Annotated in this window: 21 protein-coding genes; 17 read left to right on the top strand and 4 right to left on the bottom strand. The window is 59.7% G+C overall.

Annotated elements, in window-relative coordinates; all coding sequences use genetic code 11:
* The first annotated feature begins 238 nt into the window (after positions 1-238).
* Positions 239-778 carry a molybdenum cofactor biosynthesis protein B gene (moaB, locus tag J1G33_RS15490; protein WP_005788101.1) on the top strand — a complete coding sequence of 180 codons (540 nt, stop codon included), beginning with the start codon at positions 239-241 and terminating at the stop codon, positions 776-778.
* Positions 775-1,980 (top strand): gephyrin-like molybdotransferase Glp, encoded by a 1,206-nt coding sequence (gene glp, locus J1G33_RS15485; RefSeq protein WP_216091431.1) that lies wholly within the window; start codon positions 775-777, stop codon positions 1,978-1,980. The genes moaB and glp overlap by 4 nt, the downstream gene beginning before the upstream one ends.
* Positions 1,981-2,032: 52 nt before the next feature.
* Here glp and moaE read toward each other — a convergent pair whose 3' ends face one another.
* The 4 genes from moaE to moaA are packed head-to-tail and all read right to left on the bottom strand — an operon-like array spanning position 2,033 to position 4,279.
* Positions 2,033-2,488 carry a molybdopterin synthase catalytic subunit MoaE gene (moaE, locus tag J1G33_RS15480; protein WP_032875575.1) on the bottom strand — a complete coding sequence of 152 codons (456 nt, stop codon included), beginning with the start codon at positions 2,486-2,488 and terminating at the stop codon, positions 2,033-2,035.
* A 3-nt stretch (positions 2,489-2,491) separates the two neighbouring features.
* A complete protein-coding gene (moaD, locus tag J1G33_RS15475; RefSeq protein WP_078821301.1) occupies positions 2,492-2,743 on the bottom strand; it encodes a molybdopterin converting factor subunit 1 in 252 nt (83 codons plus the stop codon).
* Positions 2,740-3,234 (bottom strand): cyclic pyranopterin monophosphate synthase MoaC, encoded by a 495-nt coding sequence (gene moaC / locus J1G33_RS15470; protein ID WP_103734433.1) that lies wholly within the window; start codon positions 3,232-3,234, stop codon positions 2,740-2,742. The genes moaD and moaC overlap by 4 nt, the downstream gene beginning before the upstream one ends.
* A gap of 46 nt (positions 3,235-3,280) precedes the next feature.
* Positions 3,281-4,279: a GTP 3',8-cyclase MoaA gene (gene moaA / locus J1G33_RS15465; protein ID WP_223018353.1), complete on the bottom strand. Its 999-nt coding sequence runs from the start codon at positions 4,277-4,279 to the stop codon at positions 3,281-3,283.
* Between the two features lie 411 nt (positions 4,280-4,690).
* Between moaA and J1G33_RS15460 the strand changes: the two genes are divergently transcribed.
* From J1G33_RS15460 to J1G33_RS15390, 15 genes are all read left to right on the top strand, one after another.
* A complete protein-coding gene (locus J1G33_RS15460; protein ID WP_032875563.1) occupies positions 4,691-7,015 on the top strand; it encodes an FdhF/YdeP family oxidoreductase in 2,325 nt (774 codons plus the stop codon).
* Between the two features lie 132 nt (positions 7,016-7,147).
* Positions 7,148-8,569, top strand: coding sequence for a cytochrome ubiquinol oxidase subunit I (locus tag J1G33_RS15455; protein ID WP_032875561.1), 1,422 nt, complete (start codon positions 7,148-7,150; stop codon positions 8,567-8,569).
* 15 nt (positions 8,570-8,584) lie between these two features.
* Positions 8,585-9,601 (top strand): cytochrome d ubiquinol oxidase subunit II, encoded by a 1,017-nt coding sequence (gene cydB / locus J1G33_RS15450; RefSeq protein WP_078821305.1) that lies wholly within the window; start codon positions 8,585-8,587, stop codon positions 9,599-9,601.
* The gene (locus J1G33_RS15445) at positions 9,588-9,746 is read left to right on the top strand and encodes a DUF2474 domain-containing protein (protein ID WP_103734436.1); all 159 of its coding nucleotides are present in this window, start codon (positions 9,588-9,590) and stop codon (positions 9,744-9,746) included. The genes cydB and J1G33_RS15445 overlap by 14 nt, the downstream gene beginning before the upstream one ends.
* A 248-nt stretch (positions 9,747-9,994) precedes the next feature.
* The gene (locus J1G33_RS15440; RefSeq protein WP_032875555.1) at positions 9,995-10,684 is read left to right on the top strand and encodes an isochorismatase family protein; all 690 of its coding nucleotides are present in this window, start codon (positions 9,995-9,997) and stop codon (positions 10,682-10,684) included.
* 63 nt (positions 10,685-10,747) lie between these two features.
* Positions 10,748-11,374, top strand: coding sequence for an isochorismate family cysteine hydrolase YcaC (ycaC, locus tag J1G33_RS15435; protein ID WP_003191542.1), 627 nt, complete (start codon positions 10,748-10,750; stop codon positions 11,372-11,374).
* Between the two features lie 119 nt (positions 11,375-11,493).
* A complete protein-coding gene (locus tag J1G33_RS15430) occupies positions 11,494-12,912 on the top strand; it encodes an OprD family outer membrane porin (protein ID WP_223018352.1) in 1,419 nt (472 codons plus the stop codon).
* A gap of 23 nt (positions 12,913-12,935) precedes the next feature.
* Complete coding sequence (locus J1G33_RS15425; protein WP_223018351.1) at positions 12,936-13,859, top strand: transporter; 924 nt, start codon at positions 12,936-12,938, stop codon at positions 13,857-13,859.
* 27 nt (positions 13,860-13,886) lie between these two features.
* Positions 13,887-14,183 (top strand): hypothetical protein, encoded by a 297-nt coding sequence (locus J1G33_RS15420; protein WP_223018350.1) that lies wholly within the window; start codon positions 13,887-13,889, stop codon positions 14,181-14,183.
* A gap of 681 nt (positions 14,184-14,864) precedes the next feature.
* The gene (pstS, locus tag J1G33_RS15415) at positions 14,865-15,896 is read left to right on the top strand and encodes a phosphate ABC transporter substrate-binding protein PstS (protein WP_005788130.1); all 1,032 of its coding nucleotides are present in this window, start codon (positions 14,865-14,867) and stop codon (positions 15,894-15,896) included.
* 75 nt (positions 15,897-15,971) lie between these two features.
* On the top strand, positions 15,972-16,940 hold the full coding sequence (pstC, locus tag J1G33_RS15410; protein WP_005788132.1) for a phosphate ABC transporter permease subunit PstC: 969 nt from the start codon (positions 15,972-15,974) through the stop codon (positions 16,938-16,940).
* Positions 16,937-17,830, top strand: a complete 894-nt coding sequence (pstA, locus tag J1G33_RS15405; protein WP_005788134.1) for a phosphate ABC transporter permease PstA — start codon at positions 16,937-16,939, stop codon at positions 17,828-17,830. The genes pstC and pstA overlap by 4 nt, the downstream gene beginning before the upstream one ends.
* A 76-nt stretch (positions 17,831-17,906) precedes the next feature.
* Positions 17,907-18,668 (top strand): phosphate ABC transporter ATP-binding protein PstB, encoded by a 762-nt coding sequence (gene pstB / locus J1G33_RS15400; protein WP_019817112.1) that lies wholly within the window; start codon positions 17,907-17,909, stop codon positions 18,666-18,668.
* Positions 18,669-18,723: 55 nt separating this feature from the next.
* Positions 18,724-19,422: a hypothetical protein gene (locus J1G33_RS15395; protein WP_032880962.1), complete on the top strand. Its 699-nt coding sequence runs from the start codon at positions 18,724-18,726 to the stop codon at positions 19,420-19,422.
* The gene (locus J1G33_RS15390; RefSeq protein ID WP_032875543.1) at positions 19,422-20,048 is read left to right on the top strand and encodes a hypothetical protein; all 627 of its coding nucleotides are present in this window, start codon (positions 19,422-19,424) and stop codon (positions 20,046-20,048) included. The genes J1G33_RS15395 and J1G33_RS15390 overlap by 1 nt, the downstream gene beginning before the upstream one ends.
* Positions 20,049-20,385: the final 337 nt, after the last annotated feature.

The following is a 20,385-nucleotide window of genomic DNA, read 5'->3' as shown; positions in this document are numbered from 1 at the left end:
TGCTGGAACCCCGCGCAACCCGGCGAATGAATGAGCAGACGATCTCATTGTAACGGCAGGCACGTCCAATCACCTGTATTGACAGAGTGATTGATGCACTCGATAGCAGTCCAGGGCCGGCAGTAAAAGCCGTGATAGAAACGCTCGATAACCCGGTCAGTCGTAACGATTAGACAGCCATCGTTTCAGCGCTTTAGCCTCAGGCCATTGTTTTGATAATTGCCTGCCGGAGAATCACATGAGCGTCACGTCGGATGCATTGTTTGTACCCCTGAATATTGCCGTGTTGACGGTCAGCGATACCCGCGAATATGCCAATGACACCTCCGGGCAATTGCTGGTCAGTCGCCTGCTGGAAGCTGGGCACAGCCTGTTGGAGCGCAACCTGCTCAAGGATGACCTGTACAAAATTCGCGCCCAGGTGGCGGCCTGGATCGCCGATGAGCGCGTGCAGGTGGTGTTGATTACCGGCGGCACGGGGTTTACCGGCCGCGACAGCACCCCCGAGGCGGTGGGCTGTTTGCTGGATAAGCACATTGATGGTTTTGGTGAGCTGTTCCGTGCGATCTCGATTCTTGATATTGGTACGTCCACGGTGCAGAGCCGCGCCTTGGCCGGGTTGGCCAACGGCACGCTGGTGTGCTGCCTGCCGGGCTCGACGGGTGCTTGTCGTACTGCCTGGGAAGGTATTCTGGCCGAGCAGCTCGATGCGCGCCACCGACCATGTAACTTCGTGCCGCACCTCAAGCCGGTGGCTCTGTGCGGCACGCGAGGATGAGCCGCGCCGCGCTGATGTCGGTGGAGGAGGCCATTGCTGCGTTGTTGGCCCTGGCCGAGGAGCACCGCCTGCACGACAGCGAGCCGGTGCTGCTCAGCGATGCCCGGCAACGGGTGCTGGCCAATGACCTGGTGGCGAGCCTGGACCTGCCGCCCTGGCCCAACAGTGCCATGGACGGCTACGCCCTGAACCTCACAGACTGGCACGGCCAGCCACTGCCGGTGTCGCAGCAGATCTTCGCCGGTCAAGCGCCTGAACCGCTGCAGCCCGGTACCTGTGCGCGCATCTTCACCGGCGCACCGGTGCCGGACGGGGCCAACTGCATCGAAATGCAGGAGAACGCCGAGGTGCTGGACGATGCGCGTGTGCGCTTTACCCAGCCGCTGCGCGAGGGCCAGAATATCCGCACCCAAGGCCAGGAAAACCGCGCCGGTGAGGTATTACTGCAGGCCGGCAAGCGACTCGGCCCTTTCGAGCTGGCCATTGCGGCGGCCCAGGGCTGTACCCATGTGTCGGTGGTACGCCGGCCACGGGTGGCGCTGCTGTCCACCGGCGATGAACTGGCCGAGCCGGGCACACCGCTCAAGCCTGGCTGCATCTACAACAGCAATCGCACTTTGCTCAGCCATTGGCTGGGGGCACTGGGTTGTGAGGTCATCGACGGCGGCATTCTGCCCGACCAGTCGCAACTGACTCGGCTCAAGCTGGAGCAGCTGCAACAGGCGGCCGACCTGATTCTGACCACCGGCGGCGTGTCGGCCGGCGATGCCGATTGCCTCGGCCAGGTACTGCGTGAATGCGGCAAGCCATTGTTCTGGAAACTTGCGATCAAACCGGGCAAACCCCTGACCGTCGGTTCGTTTGGCCGAGTACCGGTGATTGGCCTGCCCGGCAACCCGGCCTCGGCACTGGTGACCTTCGGCTTGCTGGCCCGGGCTTATCTACTGCGTATCCAGGGCGTCGATGATGTCACGCCGATGAGCTTTGAGGTGAATGTGGGGTTTGACTGGCCCAAGGCCGGCAGTCGCCGCGAGTACCTGCGAGCCAGGATCGAGGCGGGCAGGGCGGTGCTGTATCCGAACCAGAGTTCCGGAGTGATGCTGGGGGCGTCGTGGGCGGATGGGTTGGTTGAAATTTGCGAGGGCAGCAGGTTGCAGATGGGTGATACGGCGCGGTTTATACCGTTCTCTGAGTTGTTCTGATTCGGGCACGCTAATGCCAGTCAGTTAAGGCTTTTGCAGGAGCGATGTACGCTTAACTGAGTACCCAGCGCTCCTGCGCCAGCCGGTCACTTTCCCGTCCTTCTACCCAACGCTCTCCAGCTGGCGTTTGCTCCCGCTTCCAGAATGGCGCCCGAGTCTTGAGGTAGTCCATCAGGAACGCGCAGGCCTCAAAGGCAGCCAGGCGATGTCGGCTGGCGACGCCGACGAAGACGATGGGCTCACCCACCTTCAGAGGGCCCACACGATGAACGATGCTTACCCGCTGTAGCGGCCAGCGTTCATGGGCTTGATCAACGATCAACTGCAGTGCGCGCTCGGTCATGCCGGGGTAATGCTCAAGGAACAATGCGCTGACCTGATCGCCTTGGTTGATATCGCGTACATAACCGACGAACGTGGCCACGGCGCCAACGCCGGGGTCTTCGGCGTGTACGCTGCGGGTCAGTTCACCCAGGTCGAACAACTCGGTCTGCACCTGAACCGGCATGGGTCAGCCTCCGGTCACTTGGGGGAAGAACGCAATTTCGTCGAAGTCTTCGATCAGCGCTTGCGGTGTGCAGAGTTCCTGGTTCAGCGCGCACATCAGGCTGGTTTCACCCAGCACCTGCTGCCAGGTCTCACCGCGGGCGCATAGCAATTGCCTGACGTCTGCAATGGTGCGCAGGGACTCATCCAATACGAGCTTTTCACCGCCAACGCCCAGTTGTTCACGGTAGCGCGCAAAGTAGTTGATCAGAATCATTGGGCGTCTCCTGCAATGAAGGTGCCTGACTTGCCGCCGTGTTTTTTCAGCAGCTGGATTCGGTCGATGACCATGCCCCGATCCACGGCCTTGCACATGTCATAGATCGTCAAGGCTGCCACGCTGGCGGCGGTCAGGGCTTCGAGTTCGACGCCGGTCTGGCCGTTGAGCCGGCAGGTGCTGAGGATCTGCACTCTGTCAGGCTCGATGGCGCGCAGTTCGAGGTGGATCGAACTGAGCATCAGCGGATGGCACAGCGGAATAAGCTCATGGGTTTTCTTCGCGGCCATGATCCCGGCGATACGTGCCACGGCAAACACGTCGCCCTTGGGATGGCCGTTGGCCTGGATCAGTTGCAAGGTGGCCGGCAACATGTGCACCCAAGCCTGGGCCTGGGCTTCGCGGGTGGTGGCGGCTTTGTCGGTGACGTCGACCATGCTGGCTCGGCCTGCGGCGTCCAGATGGGTCAGGGTAGGCGAGTGTTTGTGCATGGGGTACCTCGGGTCAACTGAGTACAAAGAAAGAGAAGCCGGCCAGCTAGCCGCCGGTCATGTTCATGAAACGCACCACCTGCACGTCATCGTTGAGCTCGAAGTTGTGTCGGTACGGCTTGATCTTCATCGACTCGAGAATGGCGTGCTCCAGCCGTTGCGGTTCACCCAGGTAACGGCGCAGCACCTCCTTGAGGTCGACCGAATGCTCGTTGCCCAGGCACAGCAGCAAGCGGCCTTCAACGGTCAGCCGCACGCGGTTGCAGGTGCCGCAGAAGTTGTGGCTGTGGGGGGAAATAAAGCCCAGGCGAATATGCGGTGCTTCGGCCAGGCGCCAGTAGCGTGAAGGGCCCTGGGTCGATTCGGCCGAGTCGATCAGGGTGTAGCGTTCGGCGATGCGCTCGCGCACTTGCGCGCTGGAATAGAAAGCCTCGGCACGGCTGTGTTCGCTGATCACGCCCAGGGGCATTTCCTCGATAAAGCTGATATCCACGCCGCGCTCGATGGCGAACGCTACCAGGTCGTTGATCTCGTGATCGTTGCGGCCTTTCATCACCACGCAATTGAGTTTGGTGTGTTGAAAACCCGCAGCATTCGCAGCGTCAATACCGGCGATGACTTTGGCTAGGTCGCCGGTGCGCGTCAGTTCGCGAAAGCGCTGGGGATCAAGGCTGTCGAGGCTGATATTCAGGCGCTTGAGGCCGGCGTCGAACAAGGGGGCTGCGAGCTTGCCCAACTGCGAGCCGTTGGTGGTCATGCACAGCTCGCGCAGGCCGGGGAGGGCGGCGATGCGCTGGCACAGGTCAACCACACCTGGGCGAATCAGCGGCTCGCCGCCGGTCAGGCGAATTTTGCGAGTGCCCAGGGAGACGAAGCTTTCAGCCAGTTGATACAGCTCTTCCAGTGTGAGGATGCGTTGGCGCGGCAGGAACTGCATGTCCTCGGCCATGCAATACACACAACGGAAATCGCAGCGGTCGGTCACCGACATTCTGAGATAGTCGACCCGGCGAGAAAAACTATCCATCAGGATTTTATCGGTCATGGAAACCTCCGGCTGCGACTCAATAAGAGCGTAGCCATGGCGTTGTTTTTGAGCGCTCGACAGAGATGGGAGCCTTATTTGATTCAAGCCTAAAGTTGTTTTTCAAGGGCGTCTAATCACTATTAACAACTGAGTGATCGATGAAATCTATAACGATTTTATTGGGGCTTTCCAGGTTCGTATCACTATGAAAAATAAAGATTTTAATCTTGATAGATGGTGTCGATGGCGTGGTCGTTATTTGTGATTAGACAGATGTTTTTGCAGGGCCTAGCCTGAATATGTAAACCGATTTCTAGACCGTGGAAAGATCGGTGCAAACACTGTTTGCGTTCTGCAATGCCTGAAAATAACCATCAATAAAGGCTTTAAGTTAGGCGCTGCCTATGCGTGAAGTCCTGGAGAAACATCATGAGCGAAGTTGAACGTTATAAACCGTACAAGGGGGCCGCCGCCGGTTGGGGCGCGCTGATCGCGGTGACGAAAAACTGGCTGGGCAGTGAAAACGCGCTCAAGAACATTCGTGCGATGCTCAAGACCAACCAGAACGGCGGTTTCGACTGCCCCGGTTGCGCCTGGGGCGAGTCGCCGGAAAGCGGCATGGTCAAGTTCTGCGAGAACGGCGCCAAGGCGGTCAACTGGGAAGCCACCGGGCGCCTGGTCAATCCGGCGTTCTTCAACAAATACACGGTGTCGTCGCTGGCAGCGCAAAGTGACTATTGGCTCGAATACCAGGGCCGCCTGACACACCCGATGCGCTATGACGACTCCCTGGACCGTTATGTCGAAATCACTTGGGATGATGCCTTTGCCCTGATCGCCAAGCACCTAAACGAACTGGAGTCGCCGGACCAGGCCGAGTTCTATACCTCGGGCCGCGCCAGTAACGAGGCGGCTTATTTGTATCAGCTGTTCGTTCGCGCCTACGGCACCAACAACTTTCCCGACTGTTCGAACATGTGCCACGAAGCCAGCGGCCTGGGCATGGACGACAGTGTTGGCGTGGGCAAAGGCACGGTGACCTTCGATGACCTGGAAGAAGCCGACGCGATTTTCGTCATCGGCCAGAACCCCGGCACCAACCACCCACGTATGCTCGAACCGCTGCGCGAGGCGGTAAAGCGCGGAGCCCAGGTGATCTGTTTCAACCCGCTCAAGGAGCGTGGGCTGGAGCGTTTCCAACACCCGCAGCATCCCCTGGAGATGCTCACCAACGGTTCCGAACCTACCTCGTCGGCGTACTTTCGCCCGGCCTTGGGCGGCGACATGGCGGCCTTTCGTGGTATCGCCAAGTTCCTGCTCAAATGGGAACGTGAAGCCCTGGAGAACGATGGCGAGGCAGTCTTCGACCGCGCTTTCATTGCCCAGCACACCTCGGGCCTGGAGCACTATCTGGCGCAAGTGGACGCCACCTCATGGGAGCATATCGTCGCGCAATCGGGCCTGAGCCTTGAGGATATCGAGCTGGCCGCACGCATGTACCGACGCGCCAAGCGGGTGATCATGTGCTGGGCGATGGGCGTGACCCAGCACACACACTCGGTGCTGACCGTGCAGGAAATCATCAACGTGCAACTGTTGCGCGGCAATATCGGCCGGCCAGGGGCGGGGCTATCGCCCGTGCGTGGCCACAGCAACGTGCAGGGCGACCGCACCATGGGCATCAACGAACTGGCGCCGCCGGAATTGATCAACGCATTGGAAGCACGCTTTGACTTCAAGGTCCCGCGCCGCCATGGTCACAACACGGTCATGGCGATTGCGGCCATGGAAGAAGGGCGCGCCAAGGTCTTCATCGGCCTGGGCGGCAATTTTGCCCAAGCCACGCCGGACACCCCGCGCACCCACGCGGCACTGCGCAAGTGCGACCTCACCGTGCATATCGCCACCAAGCTCAACCGTAGCCATCTGGTGACGGGGCGCGAAGCCTTGATCCTGCCGTGCCTGGGCCGCACCGATATCGACATCCAGGAACAAGGCCCGCAAGGCGTGACCGTTGAAGACACCTTCAGCATGGTGCACATCTCCCACGGCCAGCTGAAACCCAAATCGCCGCTGATGCGTTCGGAACCGGCAATCATTGCCGGGATCGCCAATGCGACCCTGGGCAATCACCCGATTGACTGGCTGTGGACGGTGGCCGACTACGGCCGCATCCGCGACTTGATTGCCGACACCATTCCCGGCTTCAAGGACTTCAACACCAAACTGCTGCACCCGGGCGGCTTTCATCTGGGCAACGACGCAGCGCGACGCATCTGGAAAACCAACAGCGGCAAAGCCCAGTTTGTCTCCAGCGTGTTGCCGGCGCACCTGGTCAGCGAAGGCGTGCGCAACCTGGACGTCAAGCCGGAGCTGATCCTGCAGACCATGCGTTCCCACGACCAGTACAACACCACCCTGTACGGGCTCGATGACCGCTATCGCGGCGTCTATGGCATGCGCGATGTGGTGTTCGTCAATGAACAGGACATCCGCAAACTGGGCTACGAGCCGGGGCAGAAAGTCGACATGGTCTCGCTGTGGGGCGATGGCCGTGAGCGTCGGGTCAGCGGCTTCACCTTGATCGCCTATGACATTCCCGCCGGGCAGGCCGCCGCCTATTACCCCGAAACCAACCCGTTGGTGCCGCTGGAAAGCTATGGCGACCGCACCTTTACCCCGACGTCGAAGTTCATCGCCATCCGGCTTGAACCCGCGCCGGTCAGCAATCTGATCCAGTCCCACGGCGCTTGAGTCGTACCGGGGCGGCCAGTATGGCGCCCTGGTTTTCCCTGATCACTGCACATCCGTTTGCCCCAGGCCACGAGGCCTGAGGCACGCCGGGCCGGGTGCGCGTGAGCATCGTGTTTCAATAAGGGTATTGCCATGTTAAATTTCGAGGCGCTGGACCTTGCGCGAATTCAATTCGCCTTCACGGTCTCGTTTCACATTATTTTCCCCGCTATCACCATCGGCCTGGCCAGTTTCCTGGCGGTGCTCGAAGGCTTGTGGCTGAGAACCAACAACGCGGTCTACAAGGACCTGTATCACTTCTGGTCGAAGATCTTCGCCGTCAACTTCGGCATGGGCGTGGTCTCGGGCCTGGTCATGGCCTACGAGTTCGGCACCAATTGGAGTCGCTTCTCGGACTTTGCCGGCAGCATCACCGGGCCGTTGCTCACCTATGAGGTGCTGACGGCGTTCTTCCTGGAAGCGGGTTTCCTCGGGGTCATGCTGTTTGGCTGGAACCGGGTAGGGCGCGGTTTGCACTTCTTTTCTACGGTGATGGTCGCCATCGGGACGTTGATCTCGACGTTCTGGATCCTGGCGTCCAACAGCTGGATGCAAACGCCCCAGGGCTTCTCCATCGTGGATGGCCGGGTGGTGCCGCTGGACTGGTTCGCCATCGTCTTCAACCCGTCGTTCCCGTTCCGCCTGGCGCATATGGCAATCGCTGCCTTTGTTGCCACGGCGTTCTTCGTCGGCTCATCGGCGGCCTGGCACTTGCTGCGTAAAAACGACACCCCGGCAGTGCGTAAAATGCTCTCGATGGCGTTGTGGATGGCGTTGATCGTGGCTCCGATCCAGGCGGTCGTCGGTGATGCCCATGGTTTGAACACTCTGGAGCACCAGCCGGCGAAAATTGCTGCGATTGAAGGGCATTGGGAAAACGTCGGTAACGGCGCGACGCCGCTGGTGCTGTTCGGTATCCCTGACATGGAGGCCGAAAAGACCCGCTACGCGATAGAAGTCCCGTACCTGGGCAGCCTGATCCTCACCCACAGCCTGGACAAACAGATCCCGGCGCTCAAGAGCTTCCCCAAGCAAGACCGGCCGAACTCGAGCATCATTTTCTTCAGTTTCCGGATCATGGCCGGGCTGGGGATGTTGATGATCCTCACTGGGATACTGGGCTTGGCGTTGCGCCGTAACGGCGCGCTGTATCGCAATCGGTTATTCCTGCGCCTGGTGCTGTTCATGGGGCCGACCGGGCTGATCGCCATGCTGGCCGGCTGGATCACCACTGAAGTAGGGCGCCAGCCGTGGGTGGTTTACGGGCTGATGCGTACCGCAGACGCGGCGTCCAATCACAGCGTCACGCAACTGAGCATCTCCCTGGCGTTGTTTGTGCTGATCTACTTCTCGGTATTTGCCGTGGGTATCGGCTACATGATGAAGCTGGTGCGCAAGGGCCCGCAGCCCCATCACGACCATCCGCCACAGGGCGGCCCCGGCCAGGAACGCACACCGCGCCGTCCTCTGTCCGCTGTCACCGAGACGCTCGCGTCCGGCGACCACACCAACTGATCAAAGGGATTGCACATGGGCATTGTAGGTATAGACCTGTCGTTGATCTGGGGCGTGATCATTGCCTTCGGGGTGATGATGTACGTGATCATGGATGGCTTCGATTTGGGCCTGGGCATCCTGTTTCCGCTGATCCCGGACGAGCAGGAGCGCGACGTGATGATGAACACCGTGGCGCCGGTATGGGACGGTAACGAGACGTGGTTGGTACTCGGCGGCGCGGCGTTGTATGGGGCGTTTCCGCTGGCGTACTCGGTGATCCTGGAGGCGTTGTACCTACCGCTGATTTTCATGCTGGCCGGGCTGATCTTTCGTGGCGTGGCGTTTGAATTCCGCTTCAAGGCCAGCCCGCAGAAGCGGCATATCTGGGACATGGCGTTTATCGGCGGCTCGTTCCTGGCGACCTTTTGCCAGGGCGTGGTGATCGGCACCTACATCGCCGGCATCGCGGTGGTCAATCGCCAGTTTGCCGGGGGCAGCCTCGACTGGCTCTCGCCATTCCCGCTGTTCTGCGGGGTTGGGTTGGTGGTGGCCTACGCGTTGCTGGGCAGCACCTGGTTGCTGGTCAAGACCGAAGGCATGCTCGAATCGCGCATGCGCCTGTTCAGCCGCTATCTGGCCTTCGCGCTGATGGCGGTGGTGGCGGTGCTGTGCGTGTGGACGCCGTGGCTGCACCCGGAAATCGCCGTGCGCTGGTTTGCCCAGGCGCACATTGTGGTGTTTGGCGGCCTGATGCTGCTGGGCGTACTGGCACTGGTGGGGCTGTTGAAAACGTTGCGCCAACACCACTCGCACTGGCCGTTCGTATTCACCCTGATGCTGGTGTTCCTGGGGTATATCGGGCTGGCCTTCAGCATCTGGCCGAACATTGTGCCGCCATCCATCAGCTTGTGGGACGCTGCATCGCCGCCTTCGAGCCAGTTGTTCATCCTGATCGGCACGCTGTTCATCCTGCCGATCATCCTGATGTACACCTGCTGGAGCTACTACGTATTCCGCGGCAAAGTGAGGATTGGCGATGGCTACCACTAAGGGTGAAAAGCCGCGGCCTGCTGGCCGTTGGTACCAGCGGGTGTTCTGGCTGATCGCTATCTGGTTCGCCAGCGTGCTCGCCCTCGGCATCCTTGCGAGTGGCTTGCGCTGGATGATGCACATGGCTGGCATGACCAGCCATTGAGGCGAGCCTGATCCAATGTGGAAGGGGCGGCACATCGTTCCATTTTTGAGATGCAGCGGCCCGGTTCAGCCACTACCTAACCCTGAACCTGATGATTAAGGTGGCTCCATTGTTTTTTCGCAGGTGTCCTACAGGCGCAAGTCGTGGATACCGGTCGGAGCGTGTCTATACAGGAAGTGCAGACACTGCCGGGCACTGTTCCGGCACACCATTCCAGGGAGGTTTATCCAAGCAAAGAGGAAATGCAAATGACTGCATCAGGTAACGCTGCAAACTTCAATGGTCAAAAGCCGACGATTGATCCCGCCGACACGGCCATGTTGCTGATCGACCACCAGAGTGGTCTGTTCCAGATCGTCAAGGACATTGATGTTCCTCAATTGCGCGCCAACGCTATCGCGCTGGCCAAGGCCGCGACCCTGTTGAAAATCCCGGTCATCACTACCGCTTCGGTTCCACAAGGCCCCAATGGCCCGCTGATCCCGGAAATCCACGAGGCTGCGCCGCACGCCCAATACGTCGCCCGCCGCGGCGAAATCAACGCCTGGGACAACCCTGAGTTCCACGCCGCCGTCAAAGCCACCGGCAAGAAAACCCTGGTGATCGCCGGCACCCTGACCAGCGTATGCCTGGCGTTTCCGTCCATCGCGGCGGTGCATGAAGGCTACAAGGTGTTTGCGGTGGTCGACGCTTCGGGCAACCACTCCAAGCTCGCCACTGACCTGACCATCGCGCGCCTGGCCCAAGCCGGCGCAGTGCCGATCGACATCATGGGCACGCTGTCGGAGCTGCAAGGTTCCTGGAACCGCCCGGATGCCCAGGAGTGGGCGAACGTCTACACCCAGGCGATGCCGCACTACCAACTGCTGATCGAGAGCTACATCAAGGCTCAGGAAGTGGCAAACAATCACGAAGAACTAGACTCACAGCGCAAGTAAACACGCTGGGTTCTTTACCGGGCGCCCACTCGGGGCGTCACCTTCTTTATCAGGAGTATCACGATGTCTACACCTTACGTTCGCTTGGACAAAGATAACGCCGCTGTGTTGTTGGTCGACCATCAGGCTGGCCTGCTGTCATTGGTCCGCGACATCGACCCGGACAAGTTCAAGAACAACGTGCTGGCCCTGGCTGACCTGGCCAAGTACTTCAAGCTGCCGACCATCCTGACCACCAGTTTCGAAACCGGCCCCAATGGCCCGCTGGTACCGGAACTCAAGGCGCTGTTCCCGGACGCTCCGTACATTGCCCGTCCTGGGCAGATCAATGCCTGGGACAACGAAGACTTCGTCAAGGCCATCAAGGCCACCGGCAAGAAGCAACTGATCATTGCCGGCGTGGTGACCGAAGTGTGCGTGGCGTTCCCGGCGCTGTCGGCGCTGGCGGAAGGCTTCGAGGTGTTTGTGGTTACCGATGCCTCCGGCACCTTCAATGAGCTGACCCAGCAATCGGCCTGGGCCCGCATGTCGGCCAACGGCGCGCAACTGATGACCTGGTTCGGCCTGGCCTGTGAGTTGCACCGCGACTGGCGCAACGATATCGAAGGCTTGGGGACGTTGTTCTCCAACCACATCCCTGACTACCGCAACCTGTTCACCAGCTACAACGCGTTGACTGAAGGCAAGTAAGCCTGGAATGCAGGCTGACGATGTATTGGCAGCTTGCACTTGCTCCTGGGATAGGGCCGCTTGCGCGCGGGCACTACGGCGACCGTGACGGTGATTGAACAACCACAGGAGCAACGCTGATGCCTATTTTCAAGCGGATCGTGCGTGTCTCCATATCGCTCACGGTGTCACTCTCGGCGGCGGGCGTGCAGGCCGATAACTCCTTGGGCCAACGGGATAACCTCAGCACCGGTATCAATGAACGACAGAAAGCCGAACTGGCGGTGACGCCGGGATTTGTCGGCGGCTCGTCCCTCAATGGGCTGCTGCGCAATTACTACCTGGGCCGCGATAACCACAACACGCCGTCGCGCCTGGATCAGCGTGAATGGGTGCAAGGTGTGTACCTGTCGTTTCGCTCGGGTTACACCGACACGCCGATTGGTGTGGGGGTCGATGTGCATGGGTTCTATGGTCTCAAGCTCGATGGCGGTGGAGGCAGTGGCGGGGCGGGTTTGCTGCCGCTGGATTCGAAAAAGGCCCCGGAGTCAGACTTCTCTGCAGCGGGCGCGGCACTCAAGCTGCGCGGTTTTGGCAGCCTGGTGCAGGCCGGTGACCAGTACCTGGATAACCCACTGGTGGCCAGCGGAGTGAGCCGTGTGGTCCCGCAGACTTTTCGCGGTGTGACACTGAAGAACTACAGCTTGCAAAACCTGACCCTCGATACCGGCTGGGTCGATTCCACACGCTTGCGCAACCAGAGCGGCCAGAGCCACCTGACCACCAGTTACGGCACTGGCAACAAGGCCGGTGTGGCGGCCGAGCGCGAGAGTTCGCACATGAGCTGGCTGGGCGGCGTTTACAGTGCGCCGGGCGGGGTTACGCTGACGCTGTATGGCGGCCAGCTCAGCGATATCTGGAGCCAGTATTACGCTGGGGTCAGCTACCCCTTCACGTTGAACCATGGGGTCACGCTGACGCCGTATGTGCATTACTTCAAGACCCGTGACCAGGGCCAAAGCCACTTGGGGCGCATCGACAACAATACTTACACCGGCGGCCTGACCCTGTCCGGCGCAGGCCAGAGCCTGACCCTCGGTGTGCAGAAGGTCGACGGTGACACGCCGTTCGACTACGTCGTGCAGGACGACCGCACGTTCATGTACCTGAACAATTCCCAGCAATACGCCGACTTCAATGCCCCGGGTGAAAAGTCGTGGAAGATCCAATACCAGACCAGCCTGGCCTTCATCAACGCGCCGGACTTTCAGCTCAGCACCTCCTACACCCGGGGTGAAGCGAACCTCACGCGAGTCGACCCCAACAGCACCGGCTACGGCTACATCTATAACGCTGCGGGCAAGGATGCGCACCACTGGGAACGCGACGTCGCCCTGCGTTATGCGGTGCCGGGCGGCAAGGCCAAGGGCTTGAACGTCACATTGCGCTGGGCCGCGCATCGATCCGGCCAAGGCTATACCGCGCCGGGCAATACCCGTGGCAACTCGAATGCCGATGAGTACCGGGTGATCGTGGATTACCCATTCGCCGTTTTTTAATCGGCAGTCAATGAAGGTGCTGTATGCGTCAAACACAATGGATTCGGGTTCTGGGCATCAGCTCGGCATTGGCCTGCGCCACCAGCGAGGCGGACAGTGTCAGCCTGCCGCCCCTGGCCTTGGGCAATGCCAGTTTCATGGACGGGGTCGCCGGCCCCGGCGCGCTGTTCGAGTTGCCAGTGCAGTACTACCGCAGTCACTCGGCCTACGATGCCCACGGCCATTCGCTGCCCGGGCGCCAGCAGGTGCACAGCACCACGGTGCTGCCGCACTTGGCCTACTTCAGTGACAAGACGCTGTTGGGGGCCAATTACGGCGCTGAGGTATTGTTGCCGCTGGTGAACCTGGAACTGGATATCGATCATGGCCCCGAGGGCCGCCGCACCCGCCAGGGCGACATGGTCGTCAGCCCGTTTCTGTTGCAGTGGGCGCCTGTTTCGTTCTTCGGTCGGCCTTACTGGCAGCGCCTGAACTTCGTGTTTTCATTGCCCACCGGCTCTTACGACAAGAATTCAAGCATCATTACCGGCAGCAATGTCTGGGTATTCAACCCTCATTACGTATTTACCTGGGAGTTGACCGATCGCCTGGAGGTGAGCGGCCGTTTCAACTACGCATGGTCCAGTCGTAATCACGACCCGGCCTCGGTCCTGAACGCCAGCAGTATCCAGCCGGGCCAAGCGATCCACAGTAACCTCGCGGTGTCCTACGCCGTTGCCGAACGCTGGCGGGTCGGCGTGGCGGGGTATCAACTCAAGCAGATCAGCGATGACCGTATCGATGGCCATCGGCAACAGGACTCCAGGGAGCAAGTGGTAGGCATAGGACCCGGCGTGATGTATCAGCAAGGCAAGCGAACATTCTTTGCGAACCTGTATTTTGAAAGTGGCGCTGAAAATCGCGCCCAAGGAACGCAACTGACGCTACGTTACCTCCAGGCGTTTTAGCGCTTAATACTTAGAGGCAGTCATGCTATGCACAATCTTTTTCCGGTAACGCTGGCATTTGCGGCGGTAAGCGTATTGCCTGCGTGTTCCACCCAACTGACCGAGCGCGGTTTTAACGTCAACCTGGTCACTGCCTCGTCTTCGAACCAGTGTCGACTGATTGAAATGTTCACCGTGCAGGGGTCTGGGCCGGATGACACCTTGCGACGGGCGCTCAACCGGGCGGCGGTTCTTGGGGCAGACAGCATGGCTGTGGCAGATGGCAAGGAAACGGCCGATGGCGCCGAGATCAGGGGGGCCGCCTTGATTTGTCGCCAGCCATGAGCCCTGCGGGGGCGGGGGTGCTGCGTAGCTCAGCAGGAACAAGCGCCCTCGCCATAGGCATGGGTATCTACACAACTTCAGTTTGCAGCCCCCTACGGTAACCACGATGCGAAGCGAGCTGCTCTTGATCTGCTTTTGATCTTAGGCGCCCCGTTAAACCACGCTGGCCGGAATTCGACAGGGGTTTGGGGGTAAACCGGCAGGGATGCCGGTTTAGCCGCCCCGCGCCATGGATGGCGCGGGGCGGCGGCCCCCCAAATCCCTGTCGGATTACGGGCACACCGAGCCTGAGGGAGGTGCCGAGTGGTGGGGCAAGAGCGTTTTGCTCACTTTTGCGCTTTTCAAAAGTGAGCCGCTGTAAGAGCGGAACCAATAGTGGCCGTTACTTAAATAACGGATATGTACTCGATCTGACCCAGCACCCGGGTCGGCCCTGAGGCCGCCAGCGGGAGCAAGCTCCCTCGCCACAGGTACAGCGCCGTATCAAAAGATGTGTAGATACCTATGCCGCCATAGGGGATCGCAGCATTTTAGACGCAATTTGTTACTAACCAATCGCCCGAAAATACATCGTTGTAGCGGCAAACAGGGACAAAACCCCGGTTCGCCACTCAATTTTCATAAAAATGTAACAACCCTGCTGCACAGTTCGGGAGCCCGTCACCACAACGAGTTCTTTTAATGAAAAGCTTGATGAAGTCTGCAGCACTGGCCGTTACGGTTTCTCTGTGTGCCTCCTCCATGACCTTCGCCGCCGAAAACGTGCGTCTCACCGGCTCCGGCGCCAGCTTCCCTGCACCGATCTACCTCACCTGGTTCAAGGACTTCAGCAAGAAGACCGCTGGCGTCACTGTGGATTATCAATCCAAGGGCAGCGGCGCAGGTGTGCAGGACTTCCTGAATAAAACCGTCGATTTCGCCGCCAGTGATTCGGCCATGAAAGATGAAGACATCGCCAAGGTGGCCGAAGGCGTGCAATTGCTGCCGATGACCGCGGGTGAAATCGTGCTGGCGTATAACCTGCCGGGCAACCCCAAGGGCCTCAAGCTGCCACGCGACGTTTATTCCAATATCTTCCTGGGCAAGATCACCAAGTGGAACGACCCACAGATAGTCGCCGCCAACCCGGACCTGAAACTGACCGACACACCGATCACCGTGGTAGTGCGTGCAGACTCCAGCGGCACCACGGCGGTGTTCACCAAGCATTTGGCGACCATCAATCCTGAATTCAAAACGGCGCTGGGGGAGGGCAACACTGTCAACTGGCCAGCCAGCGACAAATTCATCAAGTCGCCCAAGAACGATGGCGTGACCGCCACCGTACGCCAGACGCCAGGCGCGATTGGCTACATTGAGTACGGCTTCGCCAAGCTGGCCAAGGTCGACTTCGCCCAGTTGCAGAACAAGGCCGGCCAGTACGTGGTACCGAACGCCGAGAGCGGTGCCGAGGCCCTGGCAGCAGTGAAAATGCCGGAAAGCCTGGTGGCCTGGCTGCCGGATCCGGACGGTGCCAAGTCCTACCCGATCACGTCCTACACCTGGATGATCTTCCGCAAGGACAACGGTAATCCGGCCAAGGCCAAGGCCATGCGCGAAATGGTCGAATACAGCTTGACCGAGGGGCAGAAAATCGCCGACTCGATGGGCTACATCCCACTGCCGCAATCGGTGGTCGATCAGGTGCGTAAAGCTTCCGCCAACATCCAGTAACACCCGTGAGGTCGCTCTTGGCCTGGGCTGTCAGCCAGGCCGGGAGCGTTTCCCCCCTTGTTCCGGAATTCGCCCATGATCAAACCTTTCGTCGTTCCGGTTAACCCGGATTCTGCCTGCCAACCCCCCTCTGCAAAAGACTTCCTGGTCGATCGCACCTTCCGTGGGCTTGCGCGAATCGGGGTGGTACTGATTCTGGCGTTGGTCGCAGCCTTGGTATTCGAGGTGGGACGCAAGGCTCTTCCCGGCATGGAGAAGCACGGTTTCGACGTGCTTTTTGGCAGTGTCTGGGATGTCAACCAAGGCAAGTACGGGATCCTGCCAGCGATTTGGGGCACGCTCTATAGCGCCCTGATTGCGCTGCTGATTGCAGGGGTTTTCGGCGTCAGCATGGCGATTTTCCTGACTCAGGATTTCCTGCCGGCGAAGCTGGCGGCGGTGTTTCGCACCATCGTTGAATTGCTCGCGGCCATCCCCAGCGTGGTGTATGGCCTGTGGGGCATCTACGTGGTGATCCCGGCGATCCGGCCACTGACCACCTGGTTGAACAGTGAACTGGGCTGGATCCCGTTTTTCGGCACCTCCTTGAGCGGGCCAGGGTTGCTGCCTGCGGCGCTGGTATTGGCGATCATGATTCTGCCGACGATTGCCGCCGTGTCCCAGGACGCCCTGACCAGCGTGCCGATGAAAACCAAGCAGGCTGCCTACGGTATGGGGACTACCCATTGGGAGGCGATTCTCAAGGTGATGGTGCCTTCTGCCGCCACCGGTATTTTCGGTTCGCTGGTGCTCGGCCTCGGCCGCGCGCTGGGTGAAACCATGGCGCTGGCGATGTTGGTGGGCAACGCCAACAACATCTCACTGTCGCTGTTTGCGCCGGCCAATACCTTGGCGGCCTTGTTGGCGCTGAACTTTCCCGAAGCCGGGCCGAATGAGATCGAGGTGTTGATGTACGCCGCGCTCGTGCTGATGTTTATCACGCTGCTGGTGAACGTCATCGGTTCCATGATCATGCTCTACGCCCAGCGCGGTACTAAACAATGACTGACCTCACGTCCCCAATCACCGCGGTGCCCAGCCTGCAGCGCAAGTTCGAAGGCCGCGCCCTGCGCAGCCTGGTGTTGACAACGCTGGTCTGGCTGGGCGCGCTGCTGGCCAGTGTGCCGCTGATTTCCGTGCTCTACATGCTGATCACCCGTGGTGGCGCACGCCTGAGCCTGGAAGTGTTTACCGAACTGCCGCCCACCGGCTTCGAAACCGGCGGCGGTTTCGGCAACGCCATGGCAGGCACCTTTGTGATGGTCGGCATTGCTGCTGCCATCGCGGTGCCGGTCGGCATCATGGCGGCGATCTTCCTGGCCGAACTGGGGCCGGACAGCAAATTGGCGAACACTGCGCGCTTTGCCGCAAAGATGCTCACGGGCCTGCCGTCGATCCTGGCCGGGGTGTTCGCCTACGCCCTGGTGGTCATGACCACCGGTACTTACTCGGCGCCGGCGGGCGGTGTAGCCCTGGCGGTACTGATGCTGCCGATCGTGGTGCTCACCGCCGAAGAGTCGATGCGCATGGTGCCCAAGATCATGAAGGACGCCGCCTACGGCATGGGCTGCACGCGCTCGCAGGTGATTTGGAAAATCATCTTGCCGACCGGCCTGCCGGCGATCCTCACCGGCGTGATGCTCGCCGTGGCCCGGGCTGCCGGTGAAACCGCGCCGCTGCTGTTTACCGCGCTGTTCAGCAACTACTGGATCTACCACGACGGCGACCTCGCGGTCATGAACCCCACGGCCTCGCTGGCGGTGCTGATCTACAACTTCTCCGGCATGCCGTTCGACAACCAGCTTGAGCTCGCCTGGGCGGCCTCGTTGGTGTTGGTGATGATTGTGCTGGTTGTCAATATTGTCAGCCGTATCTTCGGCAAGCCCAAGTATTAAGAACGGGAGCATCTGAATTTTGAACGTCTCAACTGCGCAAATAGCCGCTCCGTTTGTCACCCAGTCGCCTGTAGTCATGGACTGCAAGCTGGACAGGATTTTCTACGGCAACTTCATGGCGGTGCGTGACAGCCATGTGCCGATTGAAAAAAACAAGATCACCGGGTTTATCGGCCCGTCGGGCTGCGGCAAAAGTACTGTGCTGCGCAGCCTCAACCGCATGAACGATTTGGTGAAGGGCTTTCGCTTCGAGGGCCACGTGCATTTCCTCGGCCAGGACGTGTATGGCAAGGGCGTCGACCCGGTGGTGGTACGCCGCTATATCGGCATGGTGTTCCAGCAGCCCAACCCGTTTTCCATGAGCATCTTCGACAACGTCGCGTTCGGCCTGCGCCTGAACCGCTACAAAGGCGACCTGGGCGACCGCGTCAAGCACGCCCTGCAAGGCGCGGCGCTGTGGGATGAGGTCAAGGACAAGCTCAAGGTCAGTGGCTTGTCGCTCTCTGGTGGTCAGCAGCAGCGGTTGTGTATCGCCCGCGCCATCGCCACCGAGCCGGAAGTGCTGTTGCTCGATGAGCCGTGTTCGGCTCTCGACCCTATCGCGACCCGCCGGGTGGAGGAGCTGATGGTGGAATTGAAGAAGGACTACACCATCGCACTGGTGACCCACAACATGCAGCAGGCCATCCGGGTAGCAGACACCACGGCGTTTTTCTCGGTGGATATTTCCCAAGGCACGCGCACTGGCTACCTGGTGGAAATGGGCCCGACTGCGCAGATTTTCGGCAGCCCGCGTGAGCAGATGACCGAGGATTACATCAGCGGCAAGTTCAGCTGAACCATCCATGTTCGATAACAGCCGCACCTGCGCCAACGTCTTCTCGGGAATGCCAATGCCTGTAACGCATCGTCTAGATTTGCCAGCGATTGAACGCGCCCTGCGTAAGGTGCAGAGCCGCTTTGCCCAGCTCAGCACGCAGTTTACCGAGCCGCGGGACCCGCTGACGGACGAGGTGTTGGAGAATGTGCTTGCAGGTTATGCGCTGGTTGACGACTACGTCGCCCAGGGCGTGGACCTGTTTGATCTGCACCACCTTGACCTGATGCTGGAGATCAACGCCACGGTGCTCTGTGGTCGAGATCCGGCACGCCGCCTGGAATACGCGCAACACCTGGCCGCAACCGAGGAGCACTTCTTCAACAACGTTGAGGGTGGCATCAAGGACTTGTTCAATTGGTACTGCGCCTACCGCAGTGAATCGGTGTGGAAGCGTGCAGCAGGTGTGTATGTACGCATCCTCAGCAAACCGCAATTGTTCATCGAAGGTAATAACCGCAGTGGCTCGCTGATCGTCAGCTACCTGCTGATGCGTGCAGGGTTGCCGCCGTTCGTGCTGACACTCGAAAACGCCGAAGGCTACTTCAACCCCTCCTCGGTGATCCGCAACTCGGCCAAACATGGGGTGAAGGCCCTGTATGAATTGCCCAAGATCAAGAAAAAGTACGCCGCGTTCCTGGAGGAACAAGCGCCTGATCCGGGTGTGTTTTTCTTGAGCGACGCACCGCAACCAATCTATCAGGGAGGCCAATGATGAGCAGGTATCAAACCTTTGCGGGCAAATGCCGAACGTCCGCCAACCTACTCGTTCAAGCCCTGTCCACGCGTCTGCTCACCCGACCACGCGTACGGATCTCGTTTGATATCGACGACACCCTGGCCTGCCAACTTGATCATTCCCCCGTGGAAAGCAGCTGGTTGCCGGCCTGCGTCCATCGCTGGTGGGGCGAGCCGCTGCGTGTCGGCACCCGCTCCCTGACCCGGGAGCTACGGCGCCAGGGGTGCAGCATCTGGGTTTACACCTCGTCAGGCCGGGCGCCTTCGTATATCAGGCGTTGGCTGATGCTGTACGGCATACGCGTCGATGGCGTGGTGAACAGCGTCGTGCATAACCAAGCCCTCAACGCGCGCGGGCTGTTGAACACGCCGTCAAAGCTTCCGTCGGCCTTCGATATCGATTTACACGTGGATGATTCCGAGGGCGTGCGCATAGAAGGTCATGAACATGGCTTTCGTGTGGTCGTGGTTGACCCGCAGGATGGGCAGTGGGCGCAGAGAGTACTTGAAGCTGTCGCGGGCGTGCAGGCGCAATTGGCCAGGCAGCAAGTGCCCCGATATCAAAAGCCGGCGCGACAAGGTGCTGAAGTTTTTTCTTCCTGAGGGCGAGTGTTATCTGCATCGCTATTTGATATTGGATCGTTATTGGGTTGAGTAAGTCATCCATAACGCGCGCGGCGGGTTTAATTAGTCCTGACCCATTAGTCACGTAAAAAACAAACGCCCACTTATTGTTTGTTAAATAGCGCTCCCGGCGCTTTTTTTGTATGGGTGCTTAATAACAGCTCCTTACAATCCGATAGTCGGTCGATGTACGGCAATGTTTCTACGCTAATGTTGACAAGCTTCCTTAATGGTAAAAGTCGATATTAAGAAAAGAAGCAGCCTGAACAGAATGCACAACAACAACTTCAATGCATATTGTTTAGCCCGACGTATC

Origin of the sequence: Pseudomonas sp. P867 (assembly GCF_019891455.1) — a bacterium.
GTDB classification, from domain to species: Bacteria; Pseudomonadota; Gammaproteobacteria; order Pseudomonadales; family Pseudomonadaceae; genus Aquipseudomonas; species Aquipseudomonas synxantha_A.
Note: the sequence above shows the minus strand (reverse complement) of the source record. Positions and strands in the feature narration are given on the sequence as shown.

Coding starts and splice junctions, on each gene's coding strand:
- moaB (WP_005788101.1), top strand. CDS start 239: ATGAGCGTCACGTCGGATGCATTGTTTGTACCCCTGAATATTGCCGTG.
- glp (WP_216091431.1), top strand. CDS start 775: ATGAGCCGCGCCGCGCTGATGTCGGTGGAGGAGGCCATTGCTGCGTTG.
- moaE (WP_032875575.1), bottom strand. CDS start 2,488: ATGCCGGTTCAGGTGCAGACCGAGTTGTTCGACCTGGGTGAACTGACC.
- moaD (WP_078821301.1), bottom strand. CDS start 2,743: ATGATTCTGATCAACTACTTTGCGCGCTACCGTGAACAACTGGGCGTT.
- moaC (WP_103734433.1), bottom strand. CDS start 3,234: ATGCACAAACACTCGCCTACCCTGACCCATCTGGACGCCGCAGGCCGA.
- moaA (WP_223018353.1), bottom strand. CDS start 4,279: ATGACCGATAAAATCCTGATGGATAGTTTTTCTCGCCGGGTCGACTAT.
- J1G33_RS15460 (WP_032875563.1), top strand. CDS start 4,691: ATGAGCGAAGTTGAACGTTATAAACCGTACAAGGGGGCCGCCGCCGGT.
- J1G33_RS15455 (WP_032875561.1), top strand. CDS start 7,148: ATGTTAAATTTCGAGGCGCTGGACCTTGCGCGAATTCAATTCGCCTTC.
- cydB (WP_078821305.1), top strand. CDS start 8,585: ATGGGCATTGTAGGTATAGACCTGTCGTTGATCTGGGGCGTGATCATT.
- J1G33_RS15445 (WP_103734436.1), top strand. CDS start 9,588: ATGGCTACCACTAAGGGTGAAAAGCCGCGGCCTGCTGGCCGTTGGTAC.
- J1G33_RS15440 (WP_032875555.1), top strand. CDS start 9,995: ATGACTGCATCAGGTAACGCTGCAAACTTCAATGGTCAAAAGCCGACG.
- ycaC (WP_003191542.1), top strand. CDS start 10,748: ATGTCTACACCTTACGTTCGCTTGGACAAAGATAACGCCGCTGTGTTG.
- J1G33_RS15430 (WP_223018352.1), top strand. CDS start 11,494: ATGCCTATTTTCAAGCGGATCGTGCGTGTCTCCATATCGCTCACGGTG.
- J1G33_RS15425 (WP_223018351.1), top strand. CDS start 12,936: ATGCGTCAAACACAATGGATTCGGGTTCTGGGCATCAGCTCGGCATTG.
- J1G33_RS15420 (WP_223018350.1), top strand. CDS start 13,887: ATGCACAATCTTTTTCCGGTAACGCTGGCATTTGCGGCGGTAAGCGTA.
- pstS (WP_005788130.1), top strand. CDS start 14,865: ATGAAAAGCTTGATGAAGTCTGCAGCACTGGCCGTTACGGTTTCTCTG.
- pstC (WP_005788132.1), top strand. CDS start 15,972: ATGATCAAACCTTTCGTCGTTCCGGTTAACCCGGATTCTGCCTGCCAA.
- pstA (WP_005788134.1), top strand. CDS start 16,937: ATGACTGACCTCACGTCCCCAATCACCGCGGTGCCCAGCCTGCAGCGC.
- pstB (WP_019817112.1), top strand. CDS start 17,907: ATGGACTGCAAGCTGGACAGGATTTTCTACGGCAACTTCATGGCGGTG.
- J1G33_RS15395 (WP_032880962.1), top strand. CDS start 18,724: ATGCCTGTAACGCATCGTCTAGATTTGCCAGCGATTGAACGCGCCCTG.
- J1G33_RS15390 (WP_032875543.1), top strand. CDS start 19,422: ATGAGCAGGTATCAAACCTTTGCGGGCAAATGCCGAACGTCCGCCAAC.